Consider the following 25,593-nt stretch of genomic DNA (forward strand, 5'->3'; position numbering starts at 1 on the left):
AGTAGATAAAAAGAAGTCCATAATCAAAATTGAAGAGAATTTTTCATTTAATTTTTTGAGTTTCAAATAAATAGAATTACAGAAATATTACAAATTAAATATCCTATAATTCAAGCCGGAATGGTTTGGGTTTCGGGATGGAAATTAGCTTCCGCTGTTTCGAACAATGGTGGCTTAGGTTTGATCGGCGCCGGATCTATGAAACCGGAATTGTTAAGAGAACATATTCAAAAATGTAAATCAGCAACTTCAAAATCTTTTGGAGTAAATTTACCTTTATTGCGCGGCGATGCCGAAGATTTGGTAAAAGTTATTTTAGAAGAAAATGTTAAAATTGTATTTTCTTCTGCCGGTCATCCGGGAAAGTTTATTGATTCATTTAAGAAAAATAATATTGTTGTCGTTCATGTAGTTCCAAATTTAAAATTTGCATTAAAAGCAGAAAGTGTCGGATGCGATGCAATTGTTGGCGAAGGTGTAGAAGCCGGTGGTCATAATGGAATTGATGAGCTTACAACTTTTTCACTAATTCCTCAACTTGTTGAAGAAGTTAAAATACCCGTAATTGCAGCCGGAGGAATTTCAAACGGAAATGGAATTCTAGCCGCATTGGCATTGGGTGCGGTAGGTGTTCAAATTGGAACTCGATTTGCAATAACTCAAGAATCTTCAGCTCATGAAAATTATAAATCTTCAGTGATAAATTCTAAAGATTGCGATACACATTTAATTCTAAAAAAAATTGGAATGGCTCGCGTTATTAAAAATAAATTCAGTGAAGAAATTTCAAAACTTGAAAATAATTGTGCTGATTCGGAAACTCAAAAAGAATTACTTAGTAAAAAGCGGGAAATGAAAGGAATATTCGAAGGAAATTTGGATGATGGAATGCTTGAAGCAAGCCAAAGTTCCGGATTGATAAATGATATTCCAACCGTTGAACAATTGATGAAAAGATTAATTAACGAATACAATTTAGCTTTACAAAATTTAAAAACATTATAGAAAGGAAAACCAATGCAGCATTATCAAATAATTGTTGCTTTACATATAATTTTTGCCGGAATGTGGCTGATATTTTTTGCAGCTGATTTAATTATCAAAAATAAAATTGAAAAATGCAATACGCCGGAAACGAAACAAGAATTAATTTCTCTTTATTTGCAATTATCAAATTTGTTTGGAATTGTTGGATCTTTGGGAATTGCAATTACCGGAATTGTTGTTGTTTTACAAAATCCCGGTTACGGATTTTTTGATATGAGTCATGCGCATTGGCTTGCAACAAAGCAAATAATTTTTGTGATAATCTTAATTTTAACATTCGTAAAAATAATTCCGGATTCCAAAAAATTAAGAATTTCTTTGGGAAGTGAAAATTCAGAAGAAATAAATAAAAATCTGAAAAAGGTTTTTAACTCAAATAATATTGTGAATATTCTTGTTTTACTAAATTTTCTATTTGCTATTACTCACAGATTGTATTCATAAATATGTTTATAATAGCAACATTTAATGGTATTTTAACGCAAAGATTTATCAAAATTATTTTTAGATGAAAAAAATTCTAATTCTTGGTTCAACGGGATCGATAGGCATAAGCACTTTAGATGTTATCAGAAATTTTAGAGATAAGTTTGAAGTTTTCGGTTTAACGGTAAATACAAATATTGAACTTCTCAAAAAACAAATTGCTGAGTTTAATCCGAAATTTGTTGTTGTAAAAAATGGAAAATATCAAGAATTACAAAATGATATAAAAAATTGCAAAGTTTTAAGCGGTGAAGAAGGATTAATTGAAATTACAAAAAACGGCGATTATGATATTTTAGTTTCATCGTTAGTTGGTTTTGCTGGATTAGCTCCAACTCTTGAAGGTATAAAAAGAGGAAAAAGAATTGCTCTTGCAAATAAAGAAACGTTAGTCGCAGCTGGCGAAATTGTAACTTCCTCAGCAGAAAAATATAATGCTGAAATAATTCCTGTTGATTCCGAACACAGCGCAATTTTCCAGTGTTTAGTTGGCGAAGAAAAAAATAATATTGAGAAATTATTAGTAACTGCTTCGGGCGGACCTTTTCTTAAAAAATCTTTTTCGGATTTGGAAAAAGTTACTGTTGAAGAAGCTTTAAATCACCCAAACTGGAATATGGGAAATAAAGTTACAATTGATTCTTCAACAATGATGAATAAAGGTTTGGAAGTAATTGAAGCTCATTGGTTATTTGGATTGCCGAAAAGTAAAATTGATGTTGTTGTTCATCCACAATCAATTGTTCATTCAATGGTTGAATTTATTGATGGAAGCATTAAAGCCCAATTAAGTTTGCCGGATATGAAACTGCCGATTCAATATGCAATAACTTATCCGGAAAGATTTGAAAGTAAATTTGTAAATACACATTTTCCAACTTTGAAAGAATTAACTTTTTTTGAGCCGGATTTAAATAAATTTAAATGTTTAAAATTAGCATTTGATTCGATGGAACAAGGCGGAACTGCTCCTTGCATACTTAATGCGGCAAATGAAATTGCAGTTGAAAAGTTTTTAAATAAAAATATTAGATTTACACAAATTCCGGAATTAATCGATTATGCCTTGAATAATGTTGAAGTAAGTCATAATATTAGTTTCGAAACAATTTTGGATTGTGATCGTCAAACAAGGGAAATTTCGATCAGATTTAATGATTGAAGAATTTTGATTAACGATTTAAGATGTAGTTATGAATAAAAAAGAACTTGAAGAAAGATTGATAAATTTTTGAGTTCTAATAATTGAGTTAGCAAATGAATTTACAAATTCTCGAGAAGGAAATCATTTAGCTGGACAAATTATTCGCTCCGGGACTTCGTGTTCTCTAAATTATGGAGAAGCTCAAAGAGCAGAATCTCGAAAGGATTTTATTCATAAAATAAAAATTATCTTAAAAGAATTGCGTGAAACTTTAATTAGTTTGAAAATTATATATCGATTAAAGATTTATAAATCAGAAGAAAAAATTACAAAAGCATTAAAAGAAAATGATGAATTGATTTCTATTTTTGTAAAAAGTGCTGAGACGGCTCAAAATAATCTTAAAAAGTAATTCTGATTTATTCCATAATTCTAAAATCATAAATCGTTATTCTTACTATCTTAAATGATTTTTTTATACAAGGGAGATATTTTGGTTAACTCAATAATTTATTTCATAATAACAATTGCTATTTTGGTTTTTGTTCATGAATTAGGACATTTTTTAGCAGCACGAATTTGTAAAATGCGAACCGATGCTTTTGCAATCGGATTTGGACAAAGATTATTCGGCTGGAATAAAATAAATGGTTTTACATTTGGCAATCTTGCAAAAGATTTGGATTTACAAGGTCATACGGATTATAAACTTTGTCTATTACCTTTGGGCGGATATGTAAAAATTGCCGGAATGGTTGATGAAAGTTTTGATACAAAATTTGCAAATGAAGAACCTCAGCCTTATGAATTCAGAGCTAAACCTACATATCAAAAATTATTTGTAATTACCGCTGGAGTTTTGATGAATTTACTTCTCGCGATTGCAATTTTTTGGGGAGTAAATTATTTTCAAGGAAAACAAATAATGAAAACAACTTCACTTGGTGAAGTGGCTGATACAACTCTTGCTTATGAAGCCGGCTTTAGATCTTTTGATAAAATAATTTCTGTGAACGGTACAAAAGTAAATGATTGGGAAAATTTATTAAATTCATTGTTGATTGAAAATCTTGGGAAAAATGTAAATGTTGTTGTAGTAAGAAACGGAAGTGAATTTAATTTCACTGCACCAAGAGATATTTTATCTAAAGCATCACAAGAAGCAGATTTTTTCCCAATTGGAGATACAAAACCTTTAATCAGTAATGTTATGAAAGATTCTCCCGCAGAAAAAGCCGGATTAAAAAGTGGTGATATATTTTTAGATATAAACAATGCTAAAATAAATTCAACTCAGCAAGTAATTTCTATAATTTCTACACACAAAGAAGTTGAATTACCGGTGAAAGTTTTAAGAGAAAAAGATACAATTTTAGCAAACGTTACTCCCGGTTCAAACGGATTGATTGGTATAAACATTGGCGATGCTTACTTAGGTGATGTTGAAACCAAAGATTTTACTTTGGGTGAATCTTTAGTTAAAAGTGTTTCTAATATTGGCGGATATACTGCACTAACTTTTAAAATGTTAGGAAACGTAATACGCGGAGATATTGCTTTTGAAAATTCATTCGGCGGTCCGGTTAAAATTGCAAAGTTTGCTTCACAGTCTGCGGATGCCGGCATTGTTGCGTTTTTAATGTTCTTGGCATTGTTAAGTTTGAGTTTGGCGATAATTAATATTATGCCATTTCCCGTTTTGGATGGAGGTCATTTTGTAATTATTTTAATCGAAGGAATTATTAGAAGAGAACTTCCAATAAAAATAAAATTGGCAATTCAAAATTTTGGATTTGTAATTTTGCTAATGTTTATGGCTTATGTTATTTATACAGATATTGCAAGTTTATAAAAATTAAAATTTTGTTCTTTGTTTTTATCCCTAGATTTTTATTCTAGAATTTCACGAGGTTGAATTAATTTTCAGCCTCTTTATTTTTTACTCTTAATCTTACTCTTTATCCTAATCTTATTCAAAATCTTTTTCAAACTTCATTTTTAATTAACCAAAAATTTCTCAAAAAAAACTTTATCAGTTTTTCTGATTTACATTTTCAATTTAATTTACAAAGGAACTAATGAAACAAATTTTACTAATATTTTTCGTATTCATTTTCGTAAAAAATAATTTTTCACAAAATACAATTGATTACAAAATTGATTCTGTTGTTGTTTCATCAAACAGAATTCCGCTTTCATTTTCAGAAATTGGAAGAAGTATTGAAACAATTTCAAGCGAAGAAATTAAAAATCTTCCCGTTACAAATATTCAAGAATTATGTGATCAAGTAAGTGGAATTGATATAAAACAGCGCGGACCGGAAAATGTCCAAGCAGATGTTTCAATTCGCGGCGGAAGTTTTGAGCAAACTTTAATTTTAATTGACGGAATAAAATTAATTGATCCGCAAACCGGACATCATAATTTAAACTTGCCGATAAATTTTTCACAAATCGAAAGGGTTGAAATTCTTAAGGGACAAGGTTCGCAAATATACGGTGCAAATGCTTTCGGCGGAGTTATAAATTTTATTACAAAAAAAAATGGAGAAAATAATTTTGGAATTGAACTTAGAGGAGGTGAAAATAATTATTATAATTTAGGAATAAACACTTCGCAAAATCTGGGAAATACTTTTCACAATTTAACATTTACAAAATCTAAATCAGATGGTTACAGAACCAATACGGAATTTGAGAATTACAATTTTTCAATAAATAATTCATTCAGATTTTTCAACGCAATTCTAAATACAATTTATGGATATTCAGATAAAAAATTTGGTGCAAACAGTTTTTATACAATTCGTTTTCCAAATCAAGCAGAAAAAGTTAAAACAAATTTTGCTTCAATTTCTGCAGATGTTGATTTGTCAAAAATCAAAATTAAACCAAATTTATTCTGGAGAAATAATGTAGATGAATTCGTACTAAATAAATTTGATGAATTATTTTATAAAAATATTCACACGACAAATTCTTTTGGCGGAGAAATTCAAACTTCTCTAAATCTATTTGGAGAAATTACAAGTTTCGGAATTGAATTTTCGAAAGATAAAATTGAAAGCAACAATCTTGGAAATCATGAAAGAGAAAAAAAAGGAATTTTTATCGAGCAAATTTTTAAACCAATCGATAAAATTCATATCAGCATTGCGGGATATGCTTATAAATATTCATCTCTGAATTTTAAATTCTGGCCCGGAATTGATTTATCTTTTTCACCGAATAATAATTTTAAAATCTTTGCAAATTTTGGAAAAGCTTTCCGCATACCGACTTACACAGAATTATTTTACAAAGATCCGGTAACAATTGGGAATATAAATTTGAATCCCGAAGAATCAATTAATTATGAAATTGGTTTGAATTATTTATCAAATTTTTGGGAAAGCAATTTTTCTGTTTTTAGAAAAGAGGGGAAAAATTTAATTGATTACATTTTGAATGAAGAAATTAATATTTGGGAAGCAGAAAATTTAACAGAAATTAAAACTTCTGGTTTTGAAATTGGATTTTCGATTAATCTCAGAAATTCGACAAATAATATTTTAGAAAAAATTAAAATTGATTACACTTTTTTAAATTCAGATAAAATTGATTTGGGAAATCAATCGCGTTACAATTTAGAACATTTAAGAAATGATTTAACTGTACAGATTTTTAATAATCTTCCGATGGATATTAAGCAAAGCTGGTCGTTAACTTATGAAGATAGAATTAATTTTGCAGATCATTTTACGATTGATACAAAATTAATTAAGAAATTTTCTAGTGTAGAAGTTTTTATAAAAGCTTCAAATTTATTAAACAAAACTTTTGAAGAAATTCCGGGAGTTGTTCTTCCGGGAAGATGGATTATTGGCGGAGTTTCTTTCAATTTACATTAAGTAAAAATAAGATTTTGTTTTACTAGAATTACAAGATCACATCTCCAAAACACTTTTATTGACTTTGAGATGGGATCTTTTATTTTGTCGCAGTAATGCCAACGATGTGATCTCCAACTTCTAAATTTAGATTTAGAAACCCCATCTTGTAAACATTTAAATGTTCAAATAAATTCTATGAAATAATTCCCTAGCTTCGTAAGGAAGAATATGTGATATTTGAAATCAAAAAGTTAGTTATTCGATAAGTTAACGTCATTTGTGTAATTAAAATTTTGTTCTTTTTTAGTTACAATTCCACCTTTAAAAACTGAATAACCATTTCTACTTAACCACTTCAATACTTCATGGTAATCTTCCAATTTGGATCTTGCAATTAATAAATCTTGCAAATAACCGCCGTCTTTCTTCGATTGCGCTTGGTGACGGTACATGTTTTCAATAGATTGTTTAACTTTTTGTGTATATGATCTTGGCATAACCCCCCTTTAAGGTTTGACAATTTCTTAAATATTTGTTGCAATATTAATAAATTCGAAGGATAAATTCAAAAAAGAGTTGAAGTGTTATTATGGTTAATTGAATATTGAAAGAAGTAAGGTTAATTTATAGTAAAGATGTGATCTCCAAATAAAAAATTATGTTTTAGAGATCCCATCTTTTTATATATTATTTTTTATCATCCAACTTAAATTTTATTGGAATTGTAACTTCTGCTTTTACAAATTTTCCATCTTTTTCACCGGGAGTAAATTTTGTTAATTTTATTGCAGAAATTGCCGCTTCATCCAATTCTTTATTTACACCTTTTTCAACTTCAGCAGATTCAACATTTCCATTTTCATCAATTATTACTTTAACAAAAACTTTTCCTTCAACTCCCTCTTTTTTTGATGATTCTGGATATTTAATATTTTTTGCAAGTTCTTGAATTCCACCTTTAATTTCCGGCATTTTATCAAGTTCTTCTTGCGCAAATATTACAAAAGACGATAACATTATAATCACAAATATTTTATTTAATTTTTTCATTTTGCACTCCTTTTATTTTTTTATTTCTTCATTACTCAATTTGAACAATATTGGAATTGAAACTTGAACTTTTACCGGAACACCTCTTTGTCTTCCGGGTTCAAATTTGGTTGCTTTTACTGCTTCCATCGCTGCTTCACTTAATCCGCCGTCTAAACCTCTAATAATTTCTGCCGAAGCAACATTTCCGTTTTCATCAATAAATGCTTTTACATAAACACGACCTTCAATTCCAGCTTTTCTTGCTAATTCCGGATAAATTATTTTTTGCTGAATTGCTTGCATTCCGCCAATTGGAGAAGGCATTTCTTCAACCGCAACAAAAAATTCTTCTTGAGGTAATGTTTTAATATTTTCTGATACTTTTAAAGAAGAATTAAGCAAACTTAAGTGATTTTCACCTTTTGGTTTGAATAGCTCAAAACTCCAATTTATTATATATTTTATTGGTTTATCATTGATCTTATAAATTTCCATTTTCCAATTTTTCATTTGATCAACAATATATTTATCTACTTCTTTTGATAAACTTTCAATTGAAACAACATTAGTAATCTTACCCATTTCATTTACATATAGCATATATAATGAAGAATTTGGACGGAAAATAATTCCTTTTGGAATTGATTCAACCTCAAAATTTTGATCAGATTTTAAGAGAATTTTTTTTACTCCCTCAATTGTTTCACTAACTTTTTTTACTTGTTCATCGGAAATATTATAAACTTGTGTAATTAAATTTCCTTCGGAATCATAAATTTTTTCAATAAATGTATAATAATCATCCGTTACATTTATCAATTCAATTTCATCTTTTTGGTTATTGCAACTAATCATTACTAAAATCATGAATATAAAAATTATCTTTTTCATTTTTCCCTCACATGTTTGATGTTACCACAATTAAATCTTCGACTTTTGCTTTTACTTCAGCTTGTGGTAATGTGTTAAATAAAACTTGTATCATTTGGTTTTGCTGATTTATCTGCTGAAACGATAACTCCAATTTATTTCTATACTGCATCGATTCATTGTAAAAGAAGAACGAAAGTGCAAGCAGCAAAAGTGCAAATCCGTAAGTCATATAATTAAAAAGTTTATTATAATTTTTTAATTGTATCGGAATTTGTGTTTCGTTTTTCAATTTTGAAAATATTTTTTCATCTAAATTTTGAGGAAATTCTTCAACGCCTTCTTTGATTACTGAATTCAGCAAATTCATTTCCTTAAAATAATTTCTTGCTTCTTCGTTTTGTGATAATTGCGTGAACAAAAATATTTCTTCACTTTTGTTTAGTTCATTATCAAAATATTGATTTATAATTTCTTTCACTTTTTCTGTACTCATAATTTTTCTCTCAAAATTTATTTTGTCATTTCGAACCTTCGATTTATCGAAGGGAGAAATCTCTGAAATGAGATGTCTCACAAAAAACAAGTTCGACATGACATTTTTTTCTACTCTCATTCCGTCATTCTTCAAACGGAATCTATCTCTTCTTCTGGATTCCCGATAAAAACATTCGGGAATGACAATTATTGATTACACTAATTTTGAAATTTTATTTATTAATTTTTGTCGCACTTTGTGTAATCTGCTTTTTACTAAATCTATATCAATATTCATTGTTTCTGCAATTTCTTTGTAAGAAAGTCCGCCGTATTCTTTAAGAAGAAAAACTTCTTTTTGGTCAAATTCCATTTTATCTAATTCAGCAAGAATTATTTTTTTCATTTCTTTTAGTTCGATAAAACTTTCAAGTTCAAATTCATCTTTTTTATTTTCAGATAAGTCTTCATCTAAATTTGAAATTCTTTTACTTCGCTTGTATAAATTGTAAAATTCATTTCTGGCTGAATTGAAAATCCAATAGTTTGCACTTTCCAAATTTTTTATTGATTCAAAATTTTCGTAAAACTTCAGAAACACCGATTGAACAATATCTTCGGCAATCATTTTATCTCCGGATAATTTTAGAAGAAAATTGTACAAATTTTTCTTATATCTGTTATAGATAATTGTGAACTGAATGATTTTACTGTTCTCTTTTTCCAATCTGAAATTTTCTGTTTATGTAAAGACAATTGAGATTTAAAAATGTTGCTTTAAAGAAAATCTTAACTTCAAAGAATACAAAGTTTTCAGTTGATGGTTCACAAAGTTCTCAAAGAAAACTTACTTCTTTTAAATAAGCAATTTCCAAAAGACCATTATATTCTTCAAAATCTATTTCTTTTGTTCCAAACATTTTTAAGTGAGGTGTGGGAAATTGAACATCCAAAAAAATAAAATTCTTTTTTTTAAGATGAGTGATTAAAATTGAAAGCGCAGATTTGCTCGCTTGCGAAACTTTTGAAAACATTGATTCGCCAAAAAATACTCCTCCGATTGCAATTCCGTATAATCCGCCAACCAAAATATTTTTTTGATAAACTTCAACTGAATGTAAGTAACCAAGTTTTGCCAAATTTAAATAAGCAGAAATTAATTCTTCTGAAATCCATGTTGTTTCTCTGTTTGCACAATTTTTAATTACGTCACTAATATTTTCATCAAATCTAAACTCAAAATCTGAAGTTGACATAAATTTTTGAAGTGATCTTGGAATATTAAAATTTTCCATTAAAATTATGCATCTTTCTTTTGGCTGATACCAGCTAATTTCATTTTTTTCATCAGCCATCGGAAATGCGCCTTGAGCATAAAGATTAAGCATATTAACCGGTTTTAGTAAATCTTTTGAATTTATTTTTGAAAATTTGCTCATTGTTAAAAATTTGTGAATATGAGAAAGATTAAGTTTAAGAGTAAGATATAAAAATTATTCTTCAAACTTGACATTTTTTAAAATATTGATTTCGATGATATTTTTTAAATCATAATCTTTTTATAAATCTGAATGTCCACAAAAAATAAACCCGAAAATCCGATCGAAAAATATTTTATTTTAAGTTATCAATTTATTTTAACAGAATAAACAAATTGGAACAACAAAAAAAATCTTTCTTACTAACAATAAGCGCAGTTCTTTTGTGGTCAACCGCAGCAACTGCATTTAAGTTAACTTTAAATGGAATGAATACTGTTCAGCTTTTATTCTATTCGTCTGTTGTAAGCTGCATAATATTATTTGTACTTTCTTACAAAAAATATTCAAATGAATTAAAAAAAATATTTTCGAAAAAATATATACTTAAAAATATTTCGCTCGGATTTTTAAATCCGTTCTTCTATTATTTAGTTGTGTTGAAAGCTTATGCGCTTTTGCCGGCACAAGAAGCCATGATTCTAAATTACATTTGGCCTATTATAATTACTTTATTTTCAGTTTTATTTTTAAATTCAAAATTTACAACAAGAATTATTTTAGGAATTATACTTGCTTTTGCCGGTGTAATTGTAATTGGAACAAAAGCTGAAATATTCACATTTAAATTTGAAAATACTTTAGGACTTGCTCTTGCAGTATTTAGTCCTTTTATTTGGTCAATTTATTGGATTTTGAATTTGAAGGATTCGCGCCCAGAATTAGTTAAATTATTTTCTGGATTTATATTCGGTACAATTTTAATTTTCTTTTATGTGCTTTTGTTTGATGATTTTAAACTTAATAATTACAATTATTTATTCGGAGCAATATACGTCGGCTTATTCGAAATGGGAATTACTTTTTTTCTTTGGTTAAAAGGTTTACAATTAAGTTTGAACAAAGCAAAAACCGCAACATTGGTTTATCTTTCTCCGTTTCTTTCAATAATTTTTATCGCATTATTTTTAGATGAAAAAATATTAGAATCTTCAGTTATTGGTTTGCTTTTAATTATTGCTGGAATTTCAATTCAGCATGTTGTATTTGAAAACGGAAAAATTAAAATTAAGTTATAGTAAAAGTTTGACCAATAGAATCAAGCCCTAATTCAATTTTATAATTTTGTACAGATTTTTTTAACCAATCGATTGGTTCTTCAAAAGGTTCTGCACCAAGTTTAAAAGTTTTTGTATGAACTGGAATAAAATATTTTGCACCAATATTTTCCGCCATAATTAAAGCTTCTTCCGGATTGCAATGAGCATAAGTCCAAGGATTATAAGCTCCAATCGGCATAATTGCAATATCGGGATTTTTATCTTTCAAAATTTCTAATTTTTTTGAATTTCTTGTATCGCCGCCAAATAAAATTGATTTCCCATTTTTCTCAATCAGATAAGCGTTATAACTTCTTCCGTCTTTTAAATATCCGCGCGATCTATCCTTTTCCCAAGGAACTCGCCAGCCAAAATGTTCAACTTCCAAAGCGGTAAATTTTATATTCCGAATTTCTATTTCTTCATTCCAATCAATTACAGAAATGGATTTCCACTTTAAATCTTCAATTACATCTTTTGTTAAAAATGCAATTATCACATCAATTTGGTTAGGAAATTTATTTGTGATTTTCTTCAACGAATTATAATCTGTGTGATCAAAATGTGCGTGTGATAAAAGTATTATATCCGGTTTGGGAATTTCATCAAAACTTAATGCCGGCGGAGTTAATCTTGCTGGACCAAAACTAATTCCCAAAATATTCATCCCAATTCTATTAAGTAAAATTGGGTCCGTTAAAATTATTGTTCCGTAAAAATTTATTAAAATAGTAGAGTGACCAATCCACGCAATATTTATTTGATCATTTTTCCAATTTTCCGGAGTTGGTTTGTATTCCAAAATATTTTCGTTTTCTTTGGCTAAAATTAATTTTGGAAATAAAAATGTTCCGATTGCGGCGATAAAACTTTTTCCAATAAAATTTCTTCTGTTAAGCATTAGGAAAACTTTCTAATTAGGTAGGACAATTTTGTTCGTCAATTCATTTACATCATCGGGTTTTAAGGGAAAATGTTCGCTCAAAATTTTTCCAACTTTTTCAATTCCGGAAATTATACCAAGTGAAAAATGTCCATGTTTAAATTTTTGTTCAATTTCTTTACTCACTTCTTTCCAAACATTTGTTTCAACTTTTTCATTAATTCCTTTATCGGCAAGAATATAAAATTTTCTTTCACCTAACATGAAAAAAAGAAGAATTCCGGTTTTGTCTTTTGTTTGGTGCATATTTAATTTATAAAATTCTTTTTCAGCTAAAGCACGCAAAGTTGAATTTCGTTCACTGAACTTTTTTTCTTCTTTTATGCTAACTCTAATTTCTCCGGAAGTTGTAAGTTCAACTTCAGAAATTTTATTAGAAATTCTTAAAAAATCATCATCATCAAAAAAGTGGTAAATTAATTCGTTCATATTAAGTTTAGTTATCGTTCACGCGTTTCATTTATAATATCAATAATTACTTCTTTTTTCAACTTAAGATTAATTCCTTTTACATCAAGCGGTGATTTGTTTTCTAACAAAGCTTTTAATTCAAAAATTGCTCCGTCTTTTCTTTTGATCAAAACTTTTCCTTCCTTTTTTGCTTTATTCAAAACCATAGCAAATTTTTGGCGAGCTTCACTATAAGTATATGTATTCATTTTCTAAACCTCGATAACTTTCAGATTCATTTTTTTTGCTATTTCTATTAACTTTTTATCTAAACTAATTAAAGGTAAATTGTAATTATTTGCACACTCAATAAAATAAGCATCATACGCATAAATATTGAATCGTTTCGAAATTTCTAATGAACTAAACAAATTTACTTCAACCAATCTTAGAGGAATCATTTGATAATATTCAATAGCTTTTTTAACTAATTCAATTGAAATAATTTCTCTTTTAAACATTGCTGAAAACGCGTTTCCAACTTCCCAGTGTAAAGATTCTGGAGCAATTAAATCTTCACCTTTCGTAATTTTTATCAAATTTGATTTAGTGATTTCATTTGTAATAACAGAAATAATTACGGAAGTATCAACTACAAGACTCATTTACTTTATTATTTTATGTACAATTGTACAACAAGATATTATTTTCCAAAAATTTTTGCAAGCGAAATAATTTTCATATTTATTAAAGAAATTTTAAACGTAAACAGAATAGTTTATTGTTAAGAAGAATTATATTTTTTAGATTCCGTCTAATAGATTGCATGAATAACAAATTGAATATTTCACAAATCTCTATTCAAAAAGTATAAAATTGTTTAATCCTTTCTCCAATGGTATATTTACATTTGAATTTATAAATATAAAATGCGGGATTTAAAAATGAATTTAAAATTAGAAAAATTAAAAAATTTCAAACCAAGAAAAGGTCCGGTTTTATTAGTAATTATGGATGGAGTTGGTTTTGGCAAACAAGATGAAAGCGATGGCGTTTATTTAGCCAAAACTCCAAACTTAGATAAAATTTTAACTCTTCCAAATCAAACAAGATTAAAAGCTCATGGTACCGCCGTTGGTTTACCGAGTGATGATGATATGGGAAATAGTGAAGTCGGGCATAATGCACTCGGTGCTGGCCGCGTATTTGCTCAAGGTGCAAAATTGGTAAATGCTTCAATTGAAAGCGGCGAGTTTTTCAAATCAGAAAATTGGAATAAAGTTTTGGAAATCGGCAAAATCGGAAATACAGTTCATTTTTTAGGATTACTTTCGGATGGAAATGTTCATTCTCATATAAAACAACTTTTTATTTTAATAAACAAATGTGCAGAAGCCGGAGTTAAAAAATTAAGAATTCATGCTTTACTTGATGGAAGAGATGTTCCCGGAAGATCAGCACCGAATTACATAAATCCAACAGAAGAATTATTGAAGAAAATTTCCGCTGAAAAAGGTTATGATTATAATTTTGGTTCCGGCGGCGGAAGAATGATTACAACAATGGATAGATACAATGCCGATTGGGATATTGTTCAACGCGGATGGAACGCTCACGTTTTAGGAATTGGAAGAAAGTTTAAAAGTGCAACCGAAGCAATTAATACTTTTTATGCAGAATCTGAAAAAATTGATCAATATTTAGATCCGTTTGTAATTGTTGATGAAAATGAAAAACCAATCGGAACTATAGAAGACGGCGATGCGGTTGTAATGTTTAACTTTAGAGGCGATCGTGCAATTGAAATTTCACGTGCTTTCGAAGAAGAAAATTTTGATAAATTTGATAGAGTTCGCGTTCCAAAAATATTTTATGCCGGAATGATGGAATATGATGGTGATTTACATATTCCTAAAAATTATTTAGTTAAACCGCCTAAGATTGATAGAAGCATCAGCGAGTATATTTGCGCAGAAGGATTACACACTTTTGCAATTTCGGAAACACAAAAATTCGGACACGTAACTTATTTCTGGAATGGAAATAAATCCGGTTACGTTTGTAAAGATCAAGAAACTTATGTAGAAATTCCTTCAGATAAAATTGAGTTTGATAAAGCTCCAAGAATGAAAGCCGATGAAATTACCGACAAAACTATTGAACTTCTTAAATCCGGCAAATATCAATTTGGAAGAATAAATTATCCGAATGGCGATATGGTTGGTCATACCGGAGTTATGGAAGCTGTAATAAAATCTGTTGAAGCTGTTGATGACGGCTTGGCAAAACTTCTTCCGGTAATTGATGAACTTGGCGGAATTGCTTTAATTACGGCAGATCACGGAAATGCAGATGAAATGTTTACAATTACAAAAGGAGTTAAAATTCCAAAAACTGCACACACATTAAATCCGGTTCCGTTTGTAATTTATGATCCGAATTTTAACGGTGAATACAAAATGGCAGAAATTGATATTCCCGGTTTAACAAATATTGCCGGAACAATTTTAAATTTATTAGGTTATGAAAATGTTGAAGATTATGATAAATCTTTGATTGAAATGATTTAGTAAATAATTCAAATTTTTGTAGAGATTTGATTAATCAAATCTCTACAATATTTATAATAAAGTTAAATTTCCTTTTCCAAAACAATTGAAGCATCTTCAATAATCATATCATAAAAATATCCGGCGCCAAAATCTTTATCCAATGAAAGAAATCCTTCAACTATTATTGTATTCCCAACTTTTGCATCTTGATTTGAAGTTACTGTAATATCAACCGTTTCGCCAAATTTTGTTCCGTCTTGAATATGAATCCAATTTCTTCCCATAATTCCGCCGTTGTATTTTGTAACAACACCTTTAATTTTAATTTTTTTACCGGAAAGATTTTTTTTATCCTTTGCAATTGTTTCAACAGTTTTTCCGTCCGATAAATGTTCAACGGAAATATTTGAAGAAGCTTCAACTTTTGGTTTTGTATGATCTGAAGAAGCAGCCATTTGCGGCATTTGTTTTTGCTCAGAAGCCGCAGATTTAGAAATATCATTAACGAATAAAATACTTGCAAAAGTTTTGTTAAGCGATTTGCTTTCAAAATTTTTCATTTCCATTGCATCTTTAAAATAATAAGTTTCACCATTTTCAACCGGCATTTCTCTTATTGCAACCCACAATTCTTGCCCGTTTTCTTCACCTTTTAAAAATGTATAACCGCCGCCGTTCATATGCTCAGCAACAGTAATTTTTTGCATTCCAGTCGGAATATTTTCTGCGTTTTCAGTTTTCTCATTACATGCAAGAATAAAAACTTGTAAAACAATTAAAAAAACCACCAATTTCTTCATTTTATTTCCTTTCGATATTTCATAAATAATTTTGAAAGTAAATTTATGAAATAATTTTATTAGATAAGTTGTCTAATAATTAAAATCGACTTTAGGTAAATATTTTTCCACAAAAATATTTGTTGATTATTGAAACAAAATTACTTTATATTTGTCAAAAAGGATAAACAATCTTGTTTTGAAATTCACTAACCAAAGGAGAAAAATAATGAAAAAAATAAAAGGTCTTTTAGCTGTTAGCATGTTCCTCTTTTTAGCTTCATCAATATTTGCACAATCAGAGAACAGTGTTGCTGAAACAAAATCAACAGTTGAAAAAGCAGCTTGTTCAACAACTGCTGCAGCTTGTGATTCAAAAGCTAAAGAAGCAAAAGTTTCCGGCGTTTCTACAATTTCAAATGATTCAAAAGTCAATGTTGTAAATGCAATGGATAACAAAACTTCAGTAAAAAGTGAAGCTGGATGTTGCGGTTCAGATAGCAAAGTTGAAGGTGCTAAAATGTCTGATGCAAAAAAAGGAAGCTGCAATTCTTCAGTAACAAAAACTGCTTCTGTTGAAACACAAAAATCACATAAAGCAGATTGCAAATGTGAAAGTTGCGCAAAATCGTAAATTTTTATCTAAAAATATCCGATCTTTAAAAAAGATCGGATATTTAATATTTCTAACAATCCAAAAAGATCAAACCTATCATTTTTTATTATCACAACACTTAAAAGTTTTTTAGTTTTGTTTTCCGTTTATGATTTTTAATTTTTCAACTTTAACTTTTAAACTTTTCTTTCACTCCGTTCTATGAAAAACAATTGCGCTTGCTTGTTGCGTTGGCATCATAATAATTTCTGCAATGTTTGCATGCGGCGGACGAGTTGCACAAAATAATACTGCTTCGGCAACATCTTCGGCGACTAACGGAATAATTCCTTTATACATATTTTTAGCTTTTTCTTTATCGCCAAAAAAACGCACATTGCTAAAATTTGTTTCAACCGCTCCCGGATCAACTGTGCTGACTCTAATATTTTTATCAACAACATCCATTCTTAATGATTTTGTTATTCCATTTACGGCATGTTTTGTTGCACAATAAACGTGACCTTTCGGATATGCTTCATGTCCCGCAGTTGAGCCAATATTTATTACATGTCCGCTTTTTCGCTCAACCATTCCGGGAACAATTGCGCGAGTTACATATAACAATCCTTTAATATTTGTGTCAATCATAGCTTCCCAATTTTCAATATCGTCCTCGTAAATTTTTGCCATTCCTTGGGCAAGTCCGGCATTGTTAACAAGAATATCAATTTTTTTCCATTCATCCGGCAAAGAGTTAACAACCCACTCAACTTCTTGTTTATTTTTCACATCAAGTTTTTGAGCAAAAACCTCGACTTTATAATTTGCTCTAATTTCATCCGCAACTTTTTCAATAATGTTTGCCCTTCTTGCAGAAATAATCAATTTTGCACCTTGTTCTGCAAACGCAAATGCGCAAGCTTTTCCTATTCCCGATGAAGCTCCCGTTATAAAAACTATTTTACCTTCTAACTTTTTCATTTCAATTCCTTTACAAAAATATTAACAATAAATTCTTATCATTATAATAACTATTTATTACAAAAATGATAAGAAAAATTTTAAATCGATTTAAAATTTTCACTTTATATTTCAATTTGCAAATTGTTTTAATGGTACAAATATTGAATTTATTATTAAAAATAAATTATAGGAGACTGAAAACTTGAAGAAAATATTATCATTGATGTTAATTTTATTATTATCATCAATAACTTTTACTCAAACTTACAAAGATCCAAAAGCTAATATTGAAGAAAGAATTACTGATCTTCTTGGAAGAATGACCTTGGAAGAAAAAATTGGACAAATGCAGCAAAATACTTTGTTTGAATTTACCAATGATATTCTTGAAGATACAAAAAAAGGAAATGCCGGTTCGTTTTTAAATTCCGGTGGAATTGCCGAACGTACAAAACTTCAACAAGCCGCAATGGAATCTCGTTTGGGAATTCCTTTAATTTTCGGCAGAGATGTAATTCACGGATTTAAAACAATGCTTCCAATTCCTTTGGGACAAGCCGCATCTTGGAATCCGGAGCTTGTTGAAAAAGGCGCAAAAATGGCTGCGCGAGAAGCTGCAGAAGATTTTATTCATTGGACATTTGCACCAATGTTAGATATTTCTCGCGATCCTCGCTGGGGAAGAATTGCAGAATCTTGCGGTGAAGATCCGCTCTTAGCAAGCAAAATGGGTGTTGCAATGGTTAAAGGATTTCAAGGATATGATATAAGCAATCCAAACTCAATTGCAGCTTGCGCTAAACACTATGTTGGTTACGGTGCCGCAGAAGGCGGAAAAGATTATAACACAACTTTAATTCCAGAAAGAGAACTTCGCGATATTTATCTAAAACCTTTTAATGCAGTTGTAAATAATGGAATTGCAACTGTAATGAGCGCATTCAATGATTTAAATGGAGTTCCAACTTCCGGAAATAGTTTTACATTAAAAACAGTTTTAAGAGATGAATGGAAATTTGACGGATTTGTCGTTAGCGATTGGGGTTCAATTGATGAACTAATTCCTCACGGATTTGCAAAAGACGGTTCCGAAGCAGCAATGAAAGCCGCAAACGCCGGTGTAAATATGGAAATGGTTTCCAAAAATTATATTTCAAATCTTAAGAAACATGTTGAAAACGGTGCGGTTGATGTAAAATGGATTGATGAAATGGTTAAGGGAATTTTAAGAATCAAATTTAAAATGGGACTTTTTGAACAACCGTTTATTAAAGTTTCAGAAAATCCTACAACTTTAAGCGATGCAAATAAAGAAATCGCAAAACAAATCAGCATAGAAAGTATTGTACTTCTTCAAAATGAAAATAATTTTTTACCTTTGGATAAAAATAAAATTAAGAAACTTGCAATTATAGGACCTTTGGCAGATGCGCCTTGGGATCAATTAGGATGCTGGACAGTTGATGGAAAACCGGAAAATACAATTACTCCACTTACAGCAATTAAAAACGAATATGGAAATTCTATTGAAATTAATTATTGCAAAGGATTGGAAACTGCGCGAAGTAATTCAACAGAACATTTTGCAAAATCCGTAGAAATGGTAAATAAATCGGATGCAGCACTTTTATTTTTAGGCGAAGATCAAATGCTTTCTGGTGAAACTCATTCTAGAGCATTTATTGATTTGCCCGGCGTTCAAGAAGATTTGATTAAAGAATTAGCGAAAACTGGAAAACCTTTAGTTTTAGTAATTATGGCCGGAAGATCTTTAACTTTTGGAGAATTAATCGGAGATGTAAAATCAATTATTTACGCATGGCATCCCGGAACAATGGGTGGACCGGCTTTGGCAGATATTATTTTCGGAAAAGTTTCACCATCTGGGAAATTGCCTATTTCCATGCCGAGAACAATCGGACAAATTCCACTTTACTATAATTTCAAAAATACCGGAAGACCTCCGGCTCCAAATCAATTGGGAAGAGTTTTAGGAACTCCGGAAAATCCCGAGGGTTACGCAAGTTATTATTTGGATGTTGATTTTACTCCGGCTTATTATTTTGGTTACGGATTAAGCTATGCAAAATTTGAGTATTCCGATTTAAAACTTTCTACTGATAAAATTGGAATGAACGATAAATTGGAAGTTTCCGTAAATGTTAAAAACATAGGAAATGTTGAAGCAAAAGAAACAGTTCAACTTTATGTTAGAGATTTATTCGGAAGTGTAACACGACCGGTAAAAGAATTAAAAGGATTTGAAAAGATTACATTAAAACCCAGTGAAGTAAAAAATGTAAAATTCACGATTTCTACAGAAGATTTGAAATTTTATGACATAAATATGAATTATGTTGCTGAACCGGGAGATTTTGATTTGTTTGTTGGAAGTTCGGCAAATAATAATGATTTGTTGAAAACTAAATTTACACTTAACTAATCTATTTAATGAAACCTTAGAAATTACACAATGTAAAAGAATTAAAAACTTTGAAGGTTTTGTTTATATCTCTTTTTACCTAAATAAAGATTGGATCTTTTAAAAAGATCCAATCTTTTCTTCAAGTTTGATATAGAACACATATTTTTTTTACTTAAATAATTATTTTAATACAAAATATCTTATTTTTGTGTGATTCAATTCACAATATAAAATATTTACCTAAGTTCAAAAATTTCTGTTTCAAAATTTGACAAATTTTATACTACTGATTAGCTAAACAATGATAGCAATCACATCGTTAAATTTTAATTAAATTATATTTGATTTTATGTTAAAGAGGAAAATATGAAAAAGCAAAATCTACTTTTTATCTTCTTTTTTTCTTCCGTTTTTGTAGTAAATGCTCAGGTGGAAAAGAAAATTATTGAGGGTACTCTGGCAGAAAATACCCAAATTGCTAATAAGAATATTGTTGATAAATACGCAAAAGTTGGTGGAGTAAATTATACACAAGCAACTAATGTTGCGACTTATAATTTTACCGCTCCAGGTGCAGCTTATAAACCAACTCCTACAAGTCCAGAACCAATGGTTGAAGTTGAACCTGGTGTTTGGGCAATGATTGCGGGTGATGCGAATAGTGATGGTGGTGTATATCTTGAAGATTTTGCATCATATCAATTAAATCAGGGTGTTCAAGGATACTTAAATGCTGATTTCAATATGGATGGTGGTGTATATCTTGAAGATTTTGCCATCTACCAATTAAATCAAGGAAAACAAACTTTAGTACCATAATATTTTTAAGGACAAACTTATGAAAAAATTATTTTTAATTTGTATTATATTAATTTATACGAATTTATTTGCAAGTGTGGATATTAGATTGTCAAAAGTTGATAATCAATATAATACACCTTCTCCAAATAAAGGAACATTAATTATTGACATTGAAGGAATGAGTAACTCTGGTGATATTGCAGTAGTTGGATTTCAAAATTCAATTCAATTAGATGCTACTTTTCAGGGTCAAAATCCTTCAGCATCATTTACCCAACAACTTTTTTTAAATACAAGTTTTTTACCTACCGAGCTGTATAAAAGTGGAACAGGAGTTATTGAATTTACATATTCACTAAAATTAGGTGGTACTCCTGTTAATTTAGCTGATGGCGTTTGGACTAAAATCGTTAGGATTTCTATTGTTTATGATATGGCTGATGTTAATGGAATGATTTCCTGGACTGCACCCGGAATTCTGCCTACATTTCAAGTTTTAAATACTTCGGCTCAAAATATTGCTGGAAATGAGGGGACTATACCTTCTGAATTACAAACAGTTCCACTTCCCGTAGAACTTTCATCATTCAATGTAAATGCGGTTGAAGGAACAAAAGCTCAGTTAAATTGGGAAACTGCAACTGAAGTAAATAATTACGGATTTGAAATTGAAAGATCATTAAAATCGGAAACCGAAGAAAGTGCACAGGAAACCGAAGTTAGCTGGGAAAAAGTTGCTTTTGTTGAAGGTCACGGAAACAGCAATTCTCCAAAATTATATTCATTTACAGATAAAAATTTAATTGGCGGAAGCAAGTTTTTATATCGCTTAAAGCAAATTGATATAGACGGAACATTTGAATATTCAGAAGCTGTGGAAATTGAAGTTTTACCAATTAAATATGAACTTATGCAGAATTATCCAAATCCATTTAATCCAACAACAAATATTAAATTTTCGTTGCCAGAAGATGCAAAAGTAAGCATCAACATTTATAATATTTTAGGTGAAAAAGTTGCATCATTATTAAACGAAGATTTACTTGCCGGTTTCCACCAAGTCGATTTTAATGCATTTTCATCCGGATATCAATTAGCAAGTGGAATTTATCTTTATTCAATTGAATCAAAGAATTTCAAACAAGTTAAAAAAATGATGTTAATGAAATAAAAATTGAGGACACAATGGAATTTATAAATACATACGCAGAAAATTATTTAAAAGAAGATTTTGTAGCCGAAACAGATTCCTACATCAGTATGTTAGAAATAGAAAAAAAACGTGACCTATTTATAAAAATTGTTATGGGAACGGTTTATGTTGTATTATTATTTGTATCTGTAATTGTAGTATAATTTTTTCGAAATTTTATAAATAAAGCCTTGTATTTTAACAAGGCTTTTTATTTTTAAAGAAGGTGAGAATAAAAAATTTTAAAACTTTATTTTATTTGATTTTAAACAAGAAAAACAAAGCTATTGATTTATCTCCAAATTGGACTTCATATATTTTATGTGATTTATATCACAAAATAAAATTAATTTTCAAAAAACTAAAAAATTGTACTATATAGCATTTAGTTAATTGAAATTATAAAACTTTCCCCCCAAAGTATATGAAAATGGAAAATAATATTCAGAACGAACCGTTAAGTGATAAGGAACTGCACAATCTTGTGTTTAATCAAAAAAGGTTTAGAACGCAAAATATTCTTCTTATGGTAATCTATGTTGCATTAATTGTTTTATCTCTTTTTATCATTTAAAATATTCCTTTTAAGTATAAAACTATTGTGGCAAAAATTTTAAATATTCACGATTATTTTAATCTAAAATCAAATGAGAATGAAATGGCAGAACGAATTTTTACAGAAGATCTTTTTAAAGAAAAAAATGATATAATTGATGGCGATTTTGAAAAGGAAAAAGTTAAGATAGTTAAAATTTCTGAAACCGATAAAACCAAATCAACAATCAGCTTAGCACTAATAATTTTATATGTAGTAATTGGACTTGCTGCGCTTTTACTCGTTTAAATATTTTGATTTTACCTATCAAAAGATTATACTTCCCTATTCATAATTCTTGTTAAAAGAATTAAATGATTTTTTATTATTTAATGAATTATTTAATTTGATACGCAAATATTTGACCTTGATTTTGACTCTTTATTTCTGTTTTTTCACTTAATTGTTTCGATAATATTTAACATTTGAAAACAAAATTATGCTAAAATCAAAAAATAAATTTTTATTAGTATTTTTTTTAATCACATCAAATATATTTTCCCAAACAGAAATTGGTAAATATTCCGGTGAGTTTCTCTCGCTTGGAGTTGGCGGAAGAGCTTTGGGAATGGGCGGAGCAAGTGTTGCCGTTGCAGATGATATTACAGCCGGATATTGGAATCCCGCCGGATTAGCACATATGAATTATCCTCAAATTTCTTTAATGCACGAAGAACATTTTGGTAGTCTCGTAAATTATAATTACGCCGCTGTTGCAATTCCTTACGGAAAAGATATGAGTTTTGGAATAAGTGCAATCCGTTTAAGTATTGATGGAATTTACGATACAAGAGATGCCGGAGTTGATAAAGTTACCGGCGAAGTTATAAATTTTAACGATCCAAATTGGCAACTGCTTCATCCAAATTGGGGTTTGGATAGAACAAAAATTACGGAGTTCAGCAATACCGATTGGGCTTTCTTCTTAACTTTTGCAAAAAGACATTCGGAAAAATTTTATTGGGGTGCAAACGTAAAATTTATTAGAAGAGATATTGCGGAGTTTGCTGCAACGGGAATTGGCTTTGACGTTGGCGCAGTTTATATGCCTTATGAAAATTTTTCGCTCGGTGCAAATTTTATGGATGTTACAACAACTTTATTAGCTTGGGATACGGGAAGAAATGAATTAATTTCTCCAACCGCAAAAATTGGAACAGCTTATAAATTTAATTTTCTTGGCGGTGCAATTACTCCCGCTTTGGATTTAGATATAAGGTTTGAAAACCGACAAACAGCTTCGGTGTTTAATTTAGGTCCGGTTAGTTTTGATCCACGAATCGGAATGGAATATAATTTCAAAAATATTGTTGCGTTGCGCGGCGGATATAATGATGTAAAACAATTTACAATCGGCGCCGGAGTTAAACTTCCTAAATTAAATATTGATTACACATTTGCAACTTTTAATGAATCAAAAATTAATAGTCTTCCCGAAACACACCGCATTTCTTTAATTCTTACAATTGAAGAACCGAAATTTTTAAGAAAATCTGAATAATCTTAAAATTTTGATTAAATCATTTTACAGAAATTCTTAACTTTGCGAATGAAAAAATATCTTTTTATAATCCTCATAATTATAATTTCTGCATGTTCAAGCTCCGATGAAATTACGAAAATTGAAATTCCCGATGAACTTGATGAAAATATTGCCGTTTCGCAATCAAAAAATCTTTTGGTAAATATTCCTATTCAATGGAAAAATATTTCAGATAATTCAGAAACCATTTTTGATATTTGGCTTGTTAGTCCGGAAAACAATGCTGTAATTGGGTTTATTCCTCTTACAATAAATGAAGAAATTGATGAAGAAGATAAAATTGAACTACTATCAAAATTTAATCTTGAAAATATCAAAACAAACGGTGCGGATTTCGATTCCGAAAATAATTACACTTTGATCGAAATTGATGATTTTCTTACATCTCAAATTTCTTACAAAATTGATGAGAAAAGTTATAATTCAGTAATTTTTGGTAAAGATAATGTTTATTATAAATCGCTTGCATATTTTGGGAATGATTATAAACCGACCGAAAATGAAATTGAAGAATTAATTGAATTGCAAGAATTGGTAATTTCTTCCGCAAAATTTTAATAGAACACATTAATCAAAAATTAGAAGTTTTTAAAGTCTTTCTTTTTTCTTTTTTTACATTTTTCGTTTTAACTTTTCAACGTTTTTACATTTTCACTTCTTCACCGCTTCCCAAATAAATTCTGAGTGTAATTCCAATTCCGTTTTGAAATTGTAATATTGATTTGCGGAATTAATTTTTTTTAACTCAATTAAAAAAAGCGGGCTTAAAAATTGGTTACTCAAAAGTTCTAAATCAATATTCTTAAGAAATTTATGATTTATCATTTCCTTAAAAATAAACGAACATAATTTTCTGAAATCACTTAAATAATTATCAATTGTGTAAAAATTTGCTTCGGAATTTACGCTATTCAAATTCAATAAAATTTTTATGAACATTCGTTCATTTGCGGAATCCCAAAAATTTATAATATTTTGGGAAAGTAATAGAAAAAATTTCTGCGGTTTTGATATTTGATTAATTAGTGAGTCGGTAAGAATTATTGAGCCAAAATTCCTATTGCTAAAATTTTTAACAATTTCGGAAAGTATTTCTTCTTTTGATTTAAAATGATTATAAATTGCACTTTCTCTAATATTTACAGCTTTTGCAATTTCCCTAATTGATGCGCCGTGATAACTTTTTTCCGAAAAGAGTTTTAAAGATACTTCAAGAATTTGCGATTTTGTATTAACAACTGTTTCCATCATAACCTCAAATTATGAACGTTTGTTAATATATAAAATTTAAGTAAAATGAAAAATG

The 25,593-nt window shown here is 29.3% G+C and carries 27 protein-coding genes and 2 pseudogenes; 16 read left to right on the forward strand and 13 right to left on the reverse strand.

All coding sequences use genetic code 11. The features are described 5' to 3' along the window. The first annotated feature begins 66 nt into the window (after window positions 1-66). The 6 genes and pseudogenes from IPH62_04410 to IPH62_04435 all read left to right on the forward strand — a co-directional run bounded on the left by IPH62_04410 (window position 67) and on the right by IPH62_04435 (window position 6,567). Entirely contained in the window at window positions 67-1,005 is a 939-nt protein-coding gene (locus tag IPH62_04410; GenBank protein ID MBK7104506.1) for a nitronate monooxygenase, read from the forward strand. A gap of 12 nt (window positions 1,006-1,017) precedes the next feature. Beyond that, window positions 1,018-1,491 carry a hypothetical protein gene (locus IPH62_04415; GenBank protein ID MBK7104507.1) on the forward strand — a complete coding sequence of 158 codons (474 nt, stop codon included), beginning with the start codon at window positions 1,018-1,020 and terminating at the stop codon, window positions 1,489-1,491. A 64-nt stretch (window positions 1,492-1,555) separates the two neighbouring features. Beyond that, window positions 1,556-2,695 carry a 1-deoxy-D-xylulose-5-phosphate reductoisomerase gene (locus IPH62_04420; protein MBK7104508.1) on the forward strand — a complete coding sequence of 380 codons (1,140 nt, stop codon included), beginning with the start codon at window positions 1,556-1,558 and terminating at the stop codon, window positions 2,693-2,695. Window positions 2,696-2,726: 31 nt separating this feature from the next. Then, a pseudogene (locus IPH62_04425) lies at window positions 2,727-3,089 on the forward strand (four helix bundle protein). Between the two features lie 54 nt (window positions 3,090-3,143). Continuing rightward, on the forward strand, window positions 3,144-4,529 hold the full coding sequence (rseP, locus tag IPH62_04430) for an RIP metalloprotease RseP (protein ID MBK7104509.1): 1,386 nt from the start codon (window positions 3,144-3,146) through the stop codon (window positions 4,527-4,529). A gap of 226 nt (window positions 4,530-4,755) precedes the next feature. Beyond that, on the forward strand, window positions 4,756-6,567 hold the full coding sequence (locus tag IPH62_04435; GenBank protein MBK7104510.1) for a TonB-dependent receptor: 1,812 nt from the start codon (window positions 4,756-4,758) through the stop codon (window positions 6,565-6,567). A 233-nt stretch (window positions 6,568-6,800) separates the two neighbouring features. Here the strand turns inward: IPH62_04435 and IPH62_04440 are convergent, their stop codons facing one another. The 6 genes from IPH62_04440 to IPH62_04465 all read right to left on the reverse strand — a co-directional run bounded on the left by IPH62_04440 (window position 6,801) and on the right by IPH62_04465 (window position 10,367). Continuing rightward, on the reverse strand, window positions 6,801-7,046 hold the full coding sequence (locus IPH62_04440; GenBank protein ID MBK7104511.1) for a hypothetical protein: 246 nt from the start codon (window positions 7,044-7,046) through the stop codon (window positions 6,801-6,803). 190 nt (window positions 7,047-7,236) lie between these two features. Then, entirely contained in the window at window positions 7,237-7,599 is a 363-nt protein-coding gene (locus tag IPH62_04445; GenBank protein MBK7104512.1) for an energy transducer TonB, read from the reverse strand. A gap of 12 nt (window positions 7,600-7,611) precedes the next feature. Continuing rightward, the gene (locus tag IPH62_04450) at window positions 7,612-8,181 is read right to left on the reverse strand and encodes an energy transducer TonB (GenBank protein MBK7104513.1); all 570 of its coding nucleotides are present in this window, start codon (window positions 8,179-8,181) and stop codon (window positions 7,612-7,614) included. Between the two features lie 298 nt (window positions 8,182-8,479). Beyond that, window positions 8,480-8,947, reverse strand: a complete 468-nt coding sequence (locus tag IPH62_04455; GenBank protein MBK7104514.1) for a hypothetical protein — start codon at window positions 8,945-8,947, stop codon at window positions 8,480-8,482. Between the two features lie 195 nt (window positions 8,948-9,142). Further along, window positions 9,143-9,592 carry an RNA polymerase sigma factor gene (locus tag IPH62_04460; GenBank protein ID MBK7104515.1) on the reverse strand — a complete coding sequence of 150 codons (450 nt, stop codon included), beginning with the start codon at window positions 9,590-9,592 and terminating at the stop codon, window positions 9,143-9,145. A gap of 172 nt (window positions 9,593-9,764) precedes the next feature. Further along, window positions 9,765-10,367 carry a leucyl/phenylalanyl-tRNA--protein transferase gene (locus IPH62_04465; GenBank protein MBK7104516.1) on the reverse strand — a complete coding sequence of 201 codons (603 nt, stop codon included), beginning with the start codon at window positions 10,365-10,367 and terminating at the stop codon, window positions 9,765-9,767. Between the two features lie 248 nt (window positions 10,368-10,615). Between IPH62_04465 and IPH62_04470 the strand changes: the two are divergent. Further along, window positions 10,616-11,485 (forward strand): annotated as a pseudogene (locus IPH62_04470) (DMT family transporter). Here the strand turns inward: IPH62_04470 and IPH62_04475 are convergent. Genes IPH62_04475 through IPH62_04490 form a run of 4 tightly spaced genes read right to left on the reverse strand, consistent with a single transcriptional unit; the run spans window position 11,475 to window position 13,504 of the window. Further along, window positions 11,475-12,407 (reverse strand): MBL fold metallo-hydrolase, encoded by a 933-nt coding sequence (locus IPH62_04475; protein MBK7104517.1) that lies wholly within the window; start codon window positions 12,405-12,407, stop codon window positions 11,475-11,477. The pseudogene IPH62_04470 and the gene IPH62_04475 overlap by 11 nt on opposite strands. 12 nt (window positions 12,408-12,419) lie before the next feature. Continuing rightward, window positions 12,420-12,878: a TPM domain-containing protein gene (locus IPH62_04480; GenBank protein ID MBK7104518.1), complete on the reverse strand. Its 459-nt coding sequence runs from the start codon at window positions 12,876-12,878 to the stop codon at window positions 12,420-12,422. Between the two features lie 11 nt (window positions 12,879-12,889). Further along, window positions 12,890-13,108: a type II toxin-antitoxin system Phd/YefM family antitoxin gene (locus IPH62_04485; protein MBK7104519.1), complete on the reverse strand. Its 219-nt coding sequence runs from the start codon at window positions 13,106-13,108 to the stop codon at window positions 12,890-12,892. A gap of 3 nt (window positions 13,109-13,111) precedes the next feature. After that, window positions 13,112-13,504, reverse strand: coding sequence for a type II toxin-antitoxin system VapC family toxin (locus IPH62_04490; GenBank protein ID MBK7104520.1), 393 nt, complete (start codon window positions 13,502-13,504; stop codon window positions 13,112-13,114). A gap of 279 nt (window positions 13,505-13,783) precedes the next feature. Here IPH62_04490 and IPH62_04495 point away from each other — a divergent pair, with 279 nt between their 5' ends. Next, entirely contained in the window at window positions 13,784-15,409 is a 1,626-nt protein-coding gene (locus IPH62_04495) for a 2,3-bisphosphoglycerate-independent phosphoglycerate mutase (protein ID MBK7104521.1), read from the forward strand. 62 nt (window positions 15,410-15,471) lie between these two features. Here the strand turns inward: IPH62_04495 and IPH62_04500 are convergent, their stop codons facing one another. Next, window positions 15,472-16,191 (reverse strand): DNA-binding protein, encoded by a 720-nt coding sequence (locus tag IPH62_04500; protein ID MBK7104522.1) that lies wholly within the window; start codon window positions 16,189-16,191, stop codon window positions 15,472-15,474. 208 nt (window positions 16,192-16,399) lie between these two features. On the opposite strand from IPH62_04500, the gene IPH62_04505 reads away from it, so the two are divergent. Then, entirely contained in the window at window positions 16,400-16,804 is a 405-nt protein-coding gene (locus IPH62_04505) for a hypothetical protein (protein ID MBK7104523.1), read from the forward strand. Between the two features lie 171 nt (window positions 16,805-16,975). On the opposite strand, the gene IPH62_04510 is transcribed toward IPH62_04505, so the two are convergent. After that, window positions 16,976-17,749: an SDR family oxidoreductase gene (locus IPH62_04510; GenBank protein ID MBK7104524.1), complete on the reverse strand. Its 774-nt coding sequence runs from the start codon at window positions 17,747-17,749 to the stop codon at window positions 16,976-16,978. A gap of 205 nt (window positions 17,750-17,954) precedes the next feature. Between IPH62_04510 and bglX the strand changes: the two genes are divergently transcribed. From bglX to IPH62_04545, 7 genes are all read left to right on the forward strand, one after another. Further along, the gene (gene bglX, locus IPH62_04515; GenBank protein MBK7104525.1) at window positions 17,955-20,174 is read left to right on the forward strand and encodes a beta-glucosidase BglX; all 2,220 of its coding nucleotides are present in this window, start codon (window positions 17,955-17,957) and stop codon (window positions 20,172-20,174) included. Window positions 20,175-20,522: 348 nt separating this feature from the next. Further along, entirely contained in the window at window positions 20,523-20,975 is a 453-nt protein-coding gene (locus tag IPH62_04520) for a hypothetical protein (protein ID MBK7104526.1), read from the forward strand. A 19-nt stretch (window positions 20,976-20,994) separates the two neighbouring features. Beyond that, window positions 20,995-22,128 (forward strand): T9SS type A sorting domain-containing protein, encoded by a 1,134-nt coding sequence (locus IPH62_04525; GenBank protein MBK7104527.1) that lies wholly within the window; start codon window positions 20,995-20,997, stop codon window positions 22,126-22,128. A gap of 14 nt (window positions 22,129-22,142) precedes the next feature. After that, window positions 22,143-22,313, forward strand: coding sequence for a hypothetical protein (locus IPH62_04530; protein MBK7104528.1), 171 nt, complete (start codon window positions 22,143-22,145; stop codon window positions 22,311-22,313). 437 nt (window positions 22,314-22,750) lie between these two features. After that, complete coding sequence (locus IPH62_04535; protein MBK7104529.1) at window positions 22,751-22,993, forward strand: hypothetical protein; 243 nt, start codon at window positions 22,751-22,753, stop codon at window positions 22,991-22,993. Window positions 22,994-23,183: 190 nt separating this feature from the next. Then, a complete protein-coding gene (locus IPH62_04540; GenBank protein ID MBK7104530.1) occupies window positions 23,184-24,245 on the forward strand; it encodes a PorV/PorQ family protein in 1,062 nt (353 codons plus the stop codon). Between the two features lie 48 nt (window positions 24,246-24,293). Beyond that, window positions 24,294-24,845 (forward strand): hypothetical protein, encoded by a 552-nt coding sequence (locus IPH62_04545; GenBank protein ID MBK7104531.1) that lies wholly within the window; start codon window positions 24,294-24,296, stop codon window positions 24,843-24,845. Window positions 24,846-24,938: 93 nt separating this feature from the next. Here the strand turns inward: IPH62_04545 and IPH62_04550 are convergent, their stop codons facing one another. Beyond that, the gene (locus IPH62_04550) at window positions 24,939-25,535 is read right to left on the reverse strand and encodes a TetR/AcrR family transcriptional regulator (GenBank protein ID MBK7104532.1); all 597 of its coding nucleotides are present in this window, start codon (window positions 25,533-25,535) and stop codon (window positions 24,939-24,941) included. Between the last annotated feature and the right edge of the window lie 58 nt (window positions 25,536-25,593).

It is taken from the genome of Ignavibacteriota bacterium (assembly GCA_016708125.1).
Classification (GTDB): domain Bacteria; phylum Bacteroidota; class Ignavibacteria; order Ignavibacteriales; family Melioribacteraceae.

What these genes read in the sequence shown, in the direction of transcription:
- IPH62_04415 (MBK7104507.1), top strand. Translation starts at nt 1,018, where the DNA reads ATGCAGCATTATCAAATAATTGTTGCTTTACATATAATTTTTGCCGGA.
- IPH62_04420 (MBK7104508.1), top strand. Translation starts at nt 1,556, where the DNA reads ATGAAAAAAATTCTAATTCTTGGTTCAACGGGATCGATAGGCATAAGC.
- rseP (MBK7104509.1), top strand. Translation starts at nt 3,144, where the DNA reads ATGATTTTTTTATACAAGGGAGATATTTTGGTTAACTCAATAATTTAT.
- IPH62_04435 (MBK7104510.1), top strand. Translation starts at nt 4,756, where the DNA reads ATGAAACAAATTTTACTAATATTTTTCGTATTCATTTTCGTAAAAAAT.
- IPH62_04440 (MBK7104511.1), bottom strand. Translation starts at nt 7,046, where the DNA reads ATGCCAAGATCATATACACAAAAAGTTAAACAATCTATTGAAAACATG.
- IPH62_04445 (MBK7104512.1), bottom strand. Translation starts at nt 7,599, where the DNA reads ATGAAAAAATTAAATAAAATATTTGTGATTATAATGTTATCGTCTTTT.
- IPH62_04450 (MBK7104513.1), bottom strand. Translation starts at nt 8,181, where the DNA reads ATGCTATATGTAAATGAAATGGGTAAGATTACTAATGTTGTTTCAATT.
- IPH62_04455 (MBK7104514.1), bottom strand. Translation starts at nt 8,947, where the DNA reads ATGAGTACAGAAAAAGTGAAAGAAATTATAAATCAATATTTTGATAAT.
- IPH62_04465 (MBK7104516.1), bottom strand. Translation starts at nt 10,367, where the DNA reads ATGAGCAAATTTTCAAAAATAAATTCAAAAGATTTACTAAAACCGGTT.
- IPH62_04475 (MBK7104517.1), bottom strand. Translation starts at nt 12,407, where the DNA reads ATGCTTAACAGAAGAAATTTTATTGGAAAAAGTTTTATCGCCGCAATC.
- IPH62_04480 (MBK7104518.1), bottom strand. Translation starts at nt 12,878, where the DNA reads ATGAACGAATTAATTTACCACTTTTTTGATGATGATGATTTTTTAAGA.
- IPH62_04485 (MBK7104519.1), bottom strand. Translation starts at nt 13,108, where the DNA reads ATGAATACATATACTTATAGTGAAGCTCGCCAAAAATTTGCTATGGTT.
- IPH62_04490 (MBK7104520.1), bottom strand. Translation starts at nt 13,504, where the DNA reads ATGAGTCTTGTAGTTGATACTTCCGTAATTATTTCTGTTATTACAAAT.
- IPH62_04495 (MBK7104521.1), top strand. Translation starts at nt 13,784, where the DNA reads ATGAATTTAAAATTAGAAAAATTAAAAAATTTCAAACCAAGAAAAGGT.
- IPH62_04500 (MBK7104522.1), bottom strand. Translation starts at nt 16,191, where the DNA reads ATGAAGAAATTGGTGGTTTTTTTAATTGTTTTACAAGTTTTTATTCTT.
- IPH62_04505 (MBK7104523.1), top strand. Translation starts at nt 16,400, where the DNA reads ATGAAAAAAATAAAAGGTCTTTTAGCTGTTAGCATGTTCCTCTTTTTA.
- IPH62_04510 (MBK7104524.1), bottom strand. Translation starts at nt 17,749, where the DNA reads ATGAAAAAGTTAGAAGGTAAAATAGTTTTTATAACGGGAGCTTCATCG.
- bglX (MBK7104525.1), top strand. Translation starts at nt 17,955, where the DNA reads ATGTTAATTTTATTATTATCATCAATAACTTTTACTCAAACTTACAAA.
- IPH62_04520 (MBK7104526.1), top strand. Translation starts at nt 20,523, where the DNA reads ATGAAAAAGCAAAATCTACTTTTTATCTTCTTTTTTTCTTCCGTTTTT.
- IPH62_04525 (MBK7104527.1), top strand. Translation starts at nt 20,995, where the DNA reads ATGAAAAAATTATTTTTAATTTGTATTATATTAATTTATACGAATTTA.
- IPH62_04530 (MBK7104528.1), top strand. Translation starts at nt 22,143, where the DNA reads ATGGAATTTATAAATACATACGCAGAAAATTATTTAAAAGAAGATTTT.
- IPH62_04540 (MBK7104530.1), top strand. Translation starts at nt 23,184, where the DNA reads ATGCTAAAATCAAAAAATAAATTTTTATTAGTATTTTTTTTAATCACA.
- IPH62_04545 (MBK7104531.1), top strand. Translation starts at nt 24,294, where the DNA reads ATGAAAAAATATCTTTTTATAATCCTCATAATTATAATTTCTGCATGT.
- IPH62_04550 (MBK7104532.1), bottom strand. Translation starts at nt 25,535, where the DNA reads ATGGAAACAGTTGTTAATACAAAATCGCAAATTCTTGAAGTATCTTTA.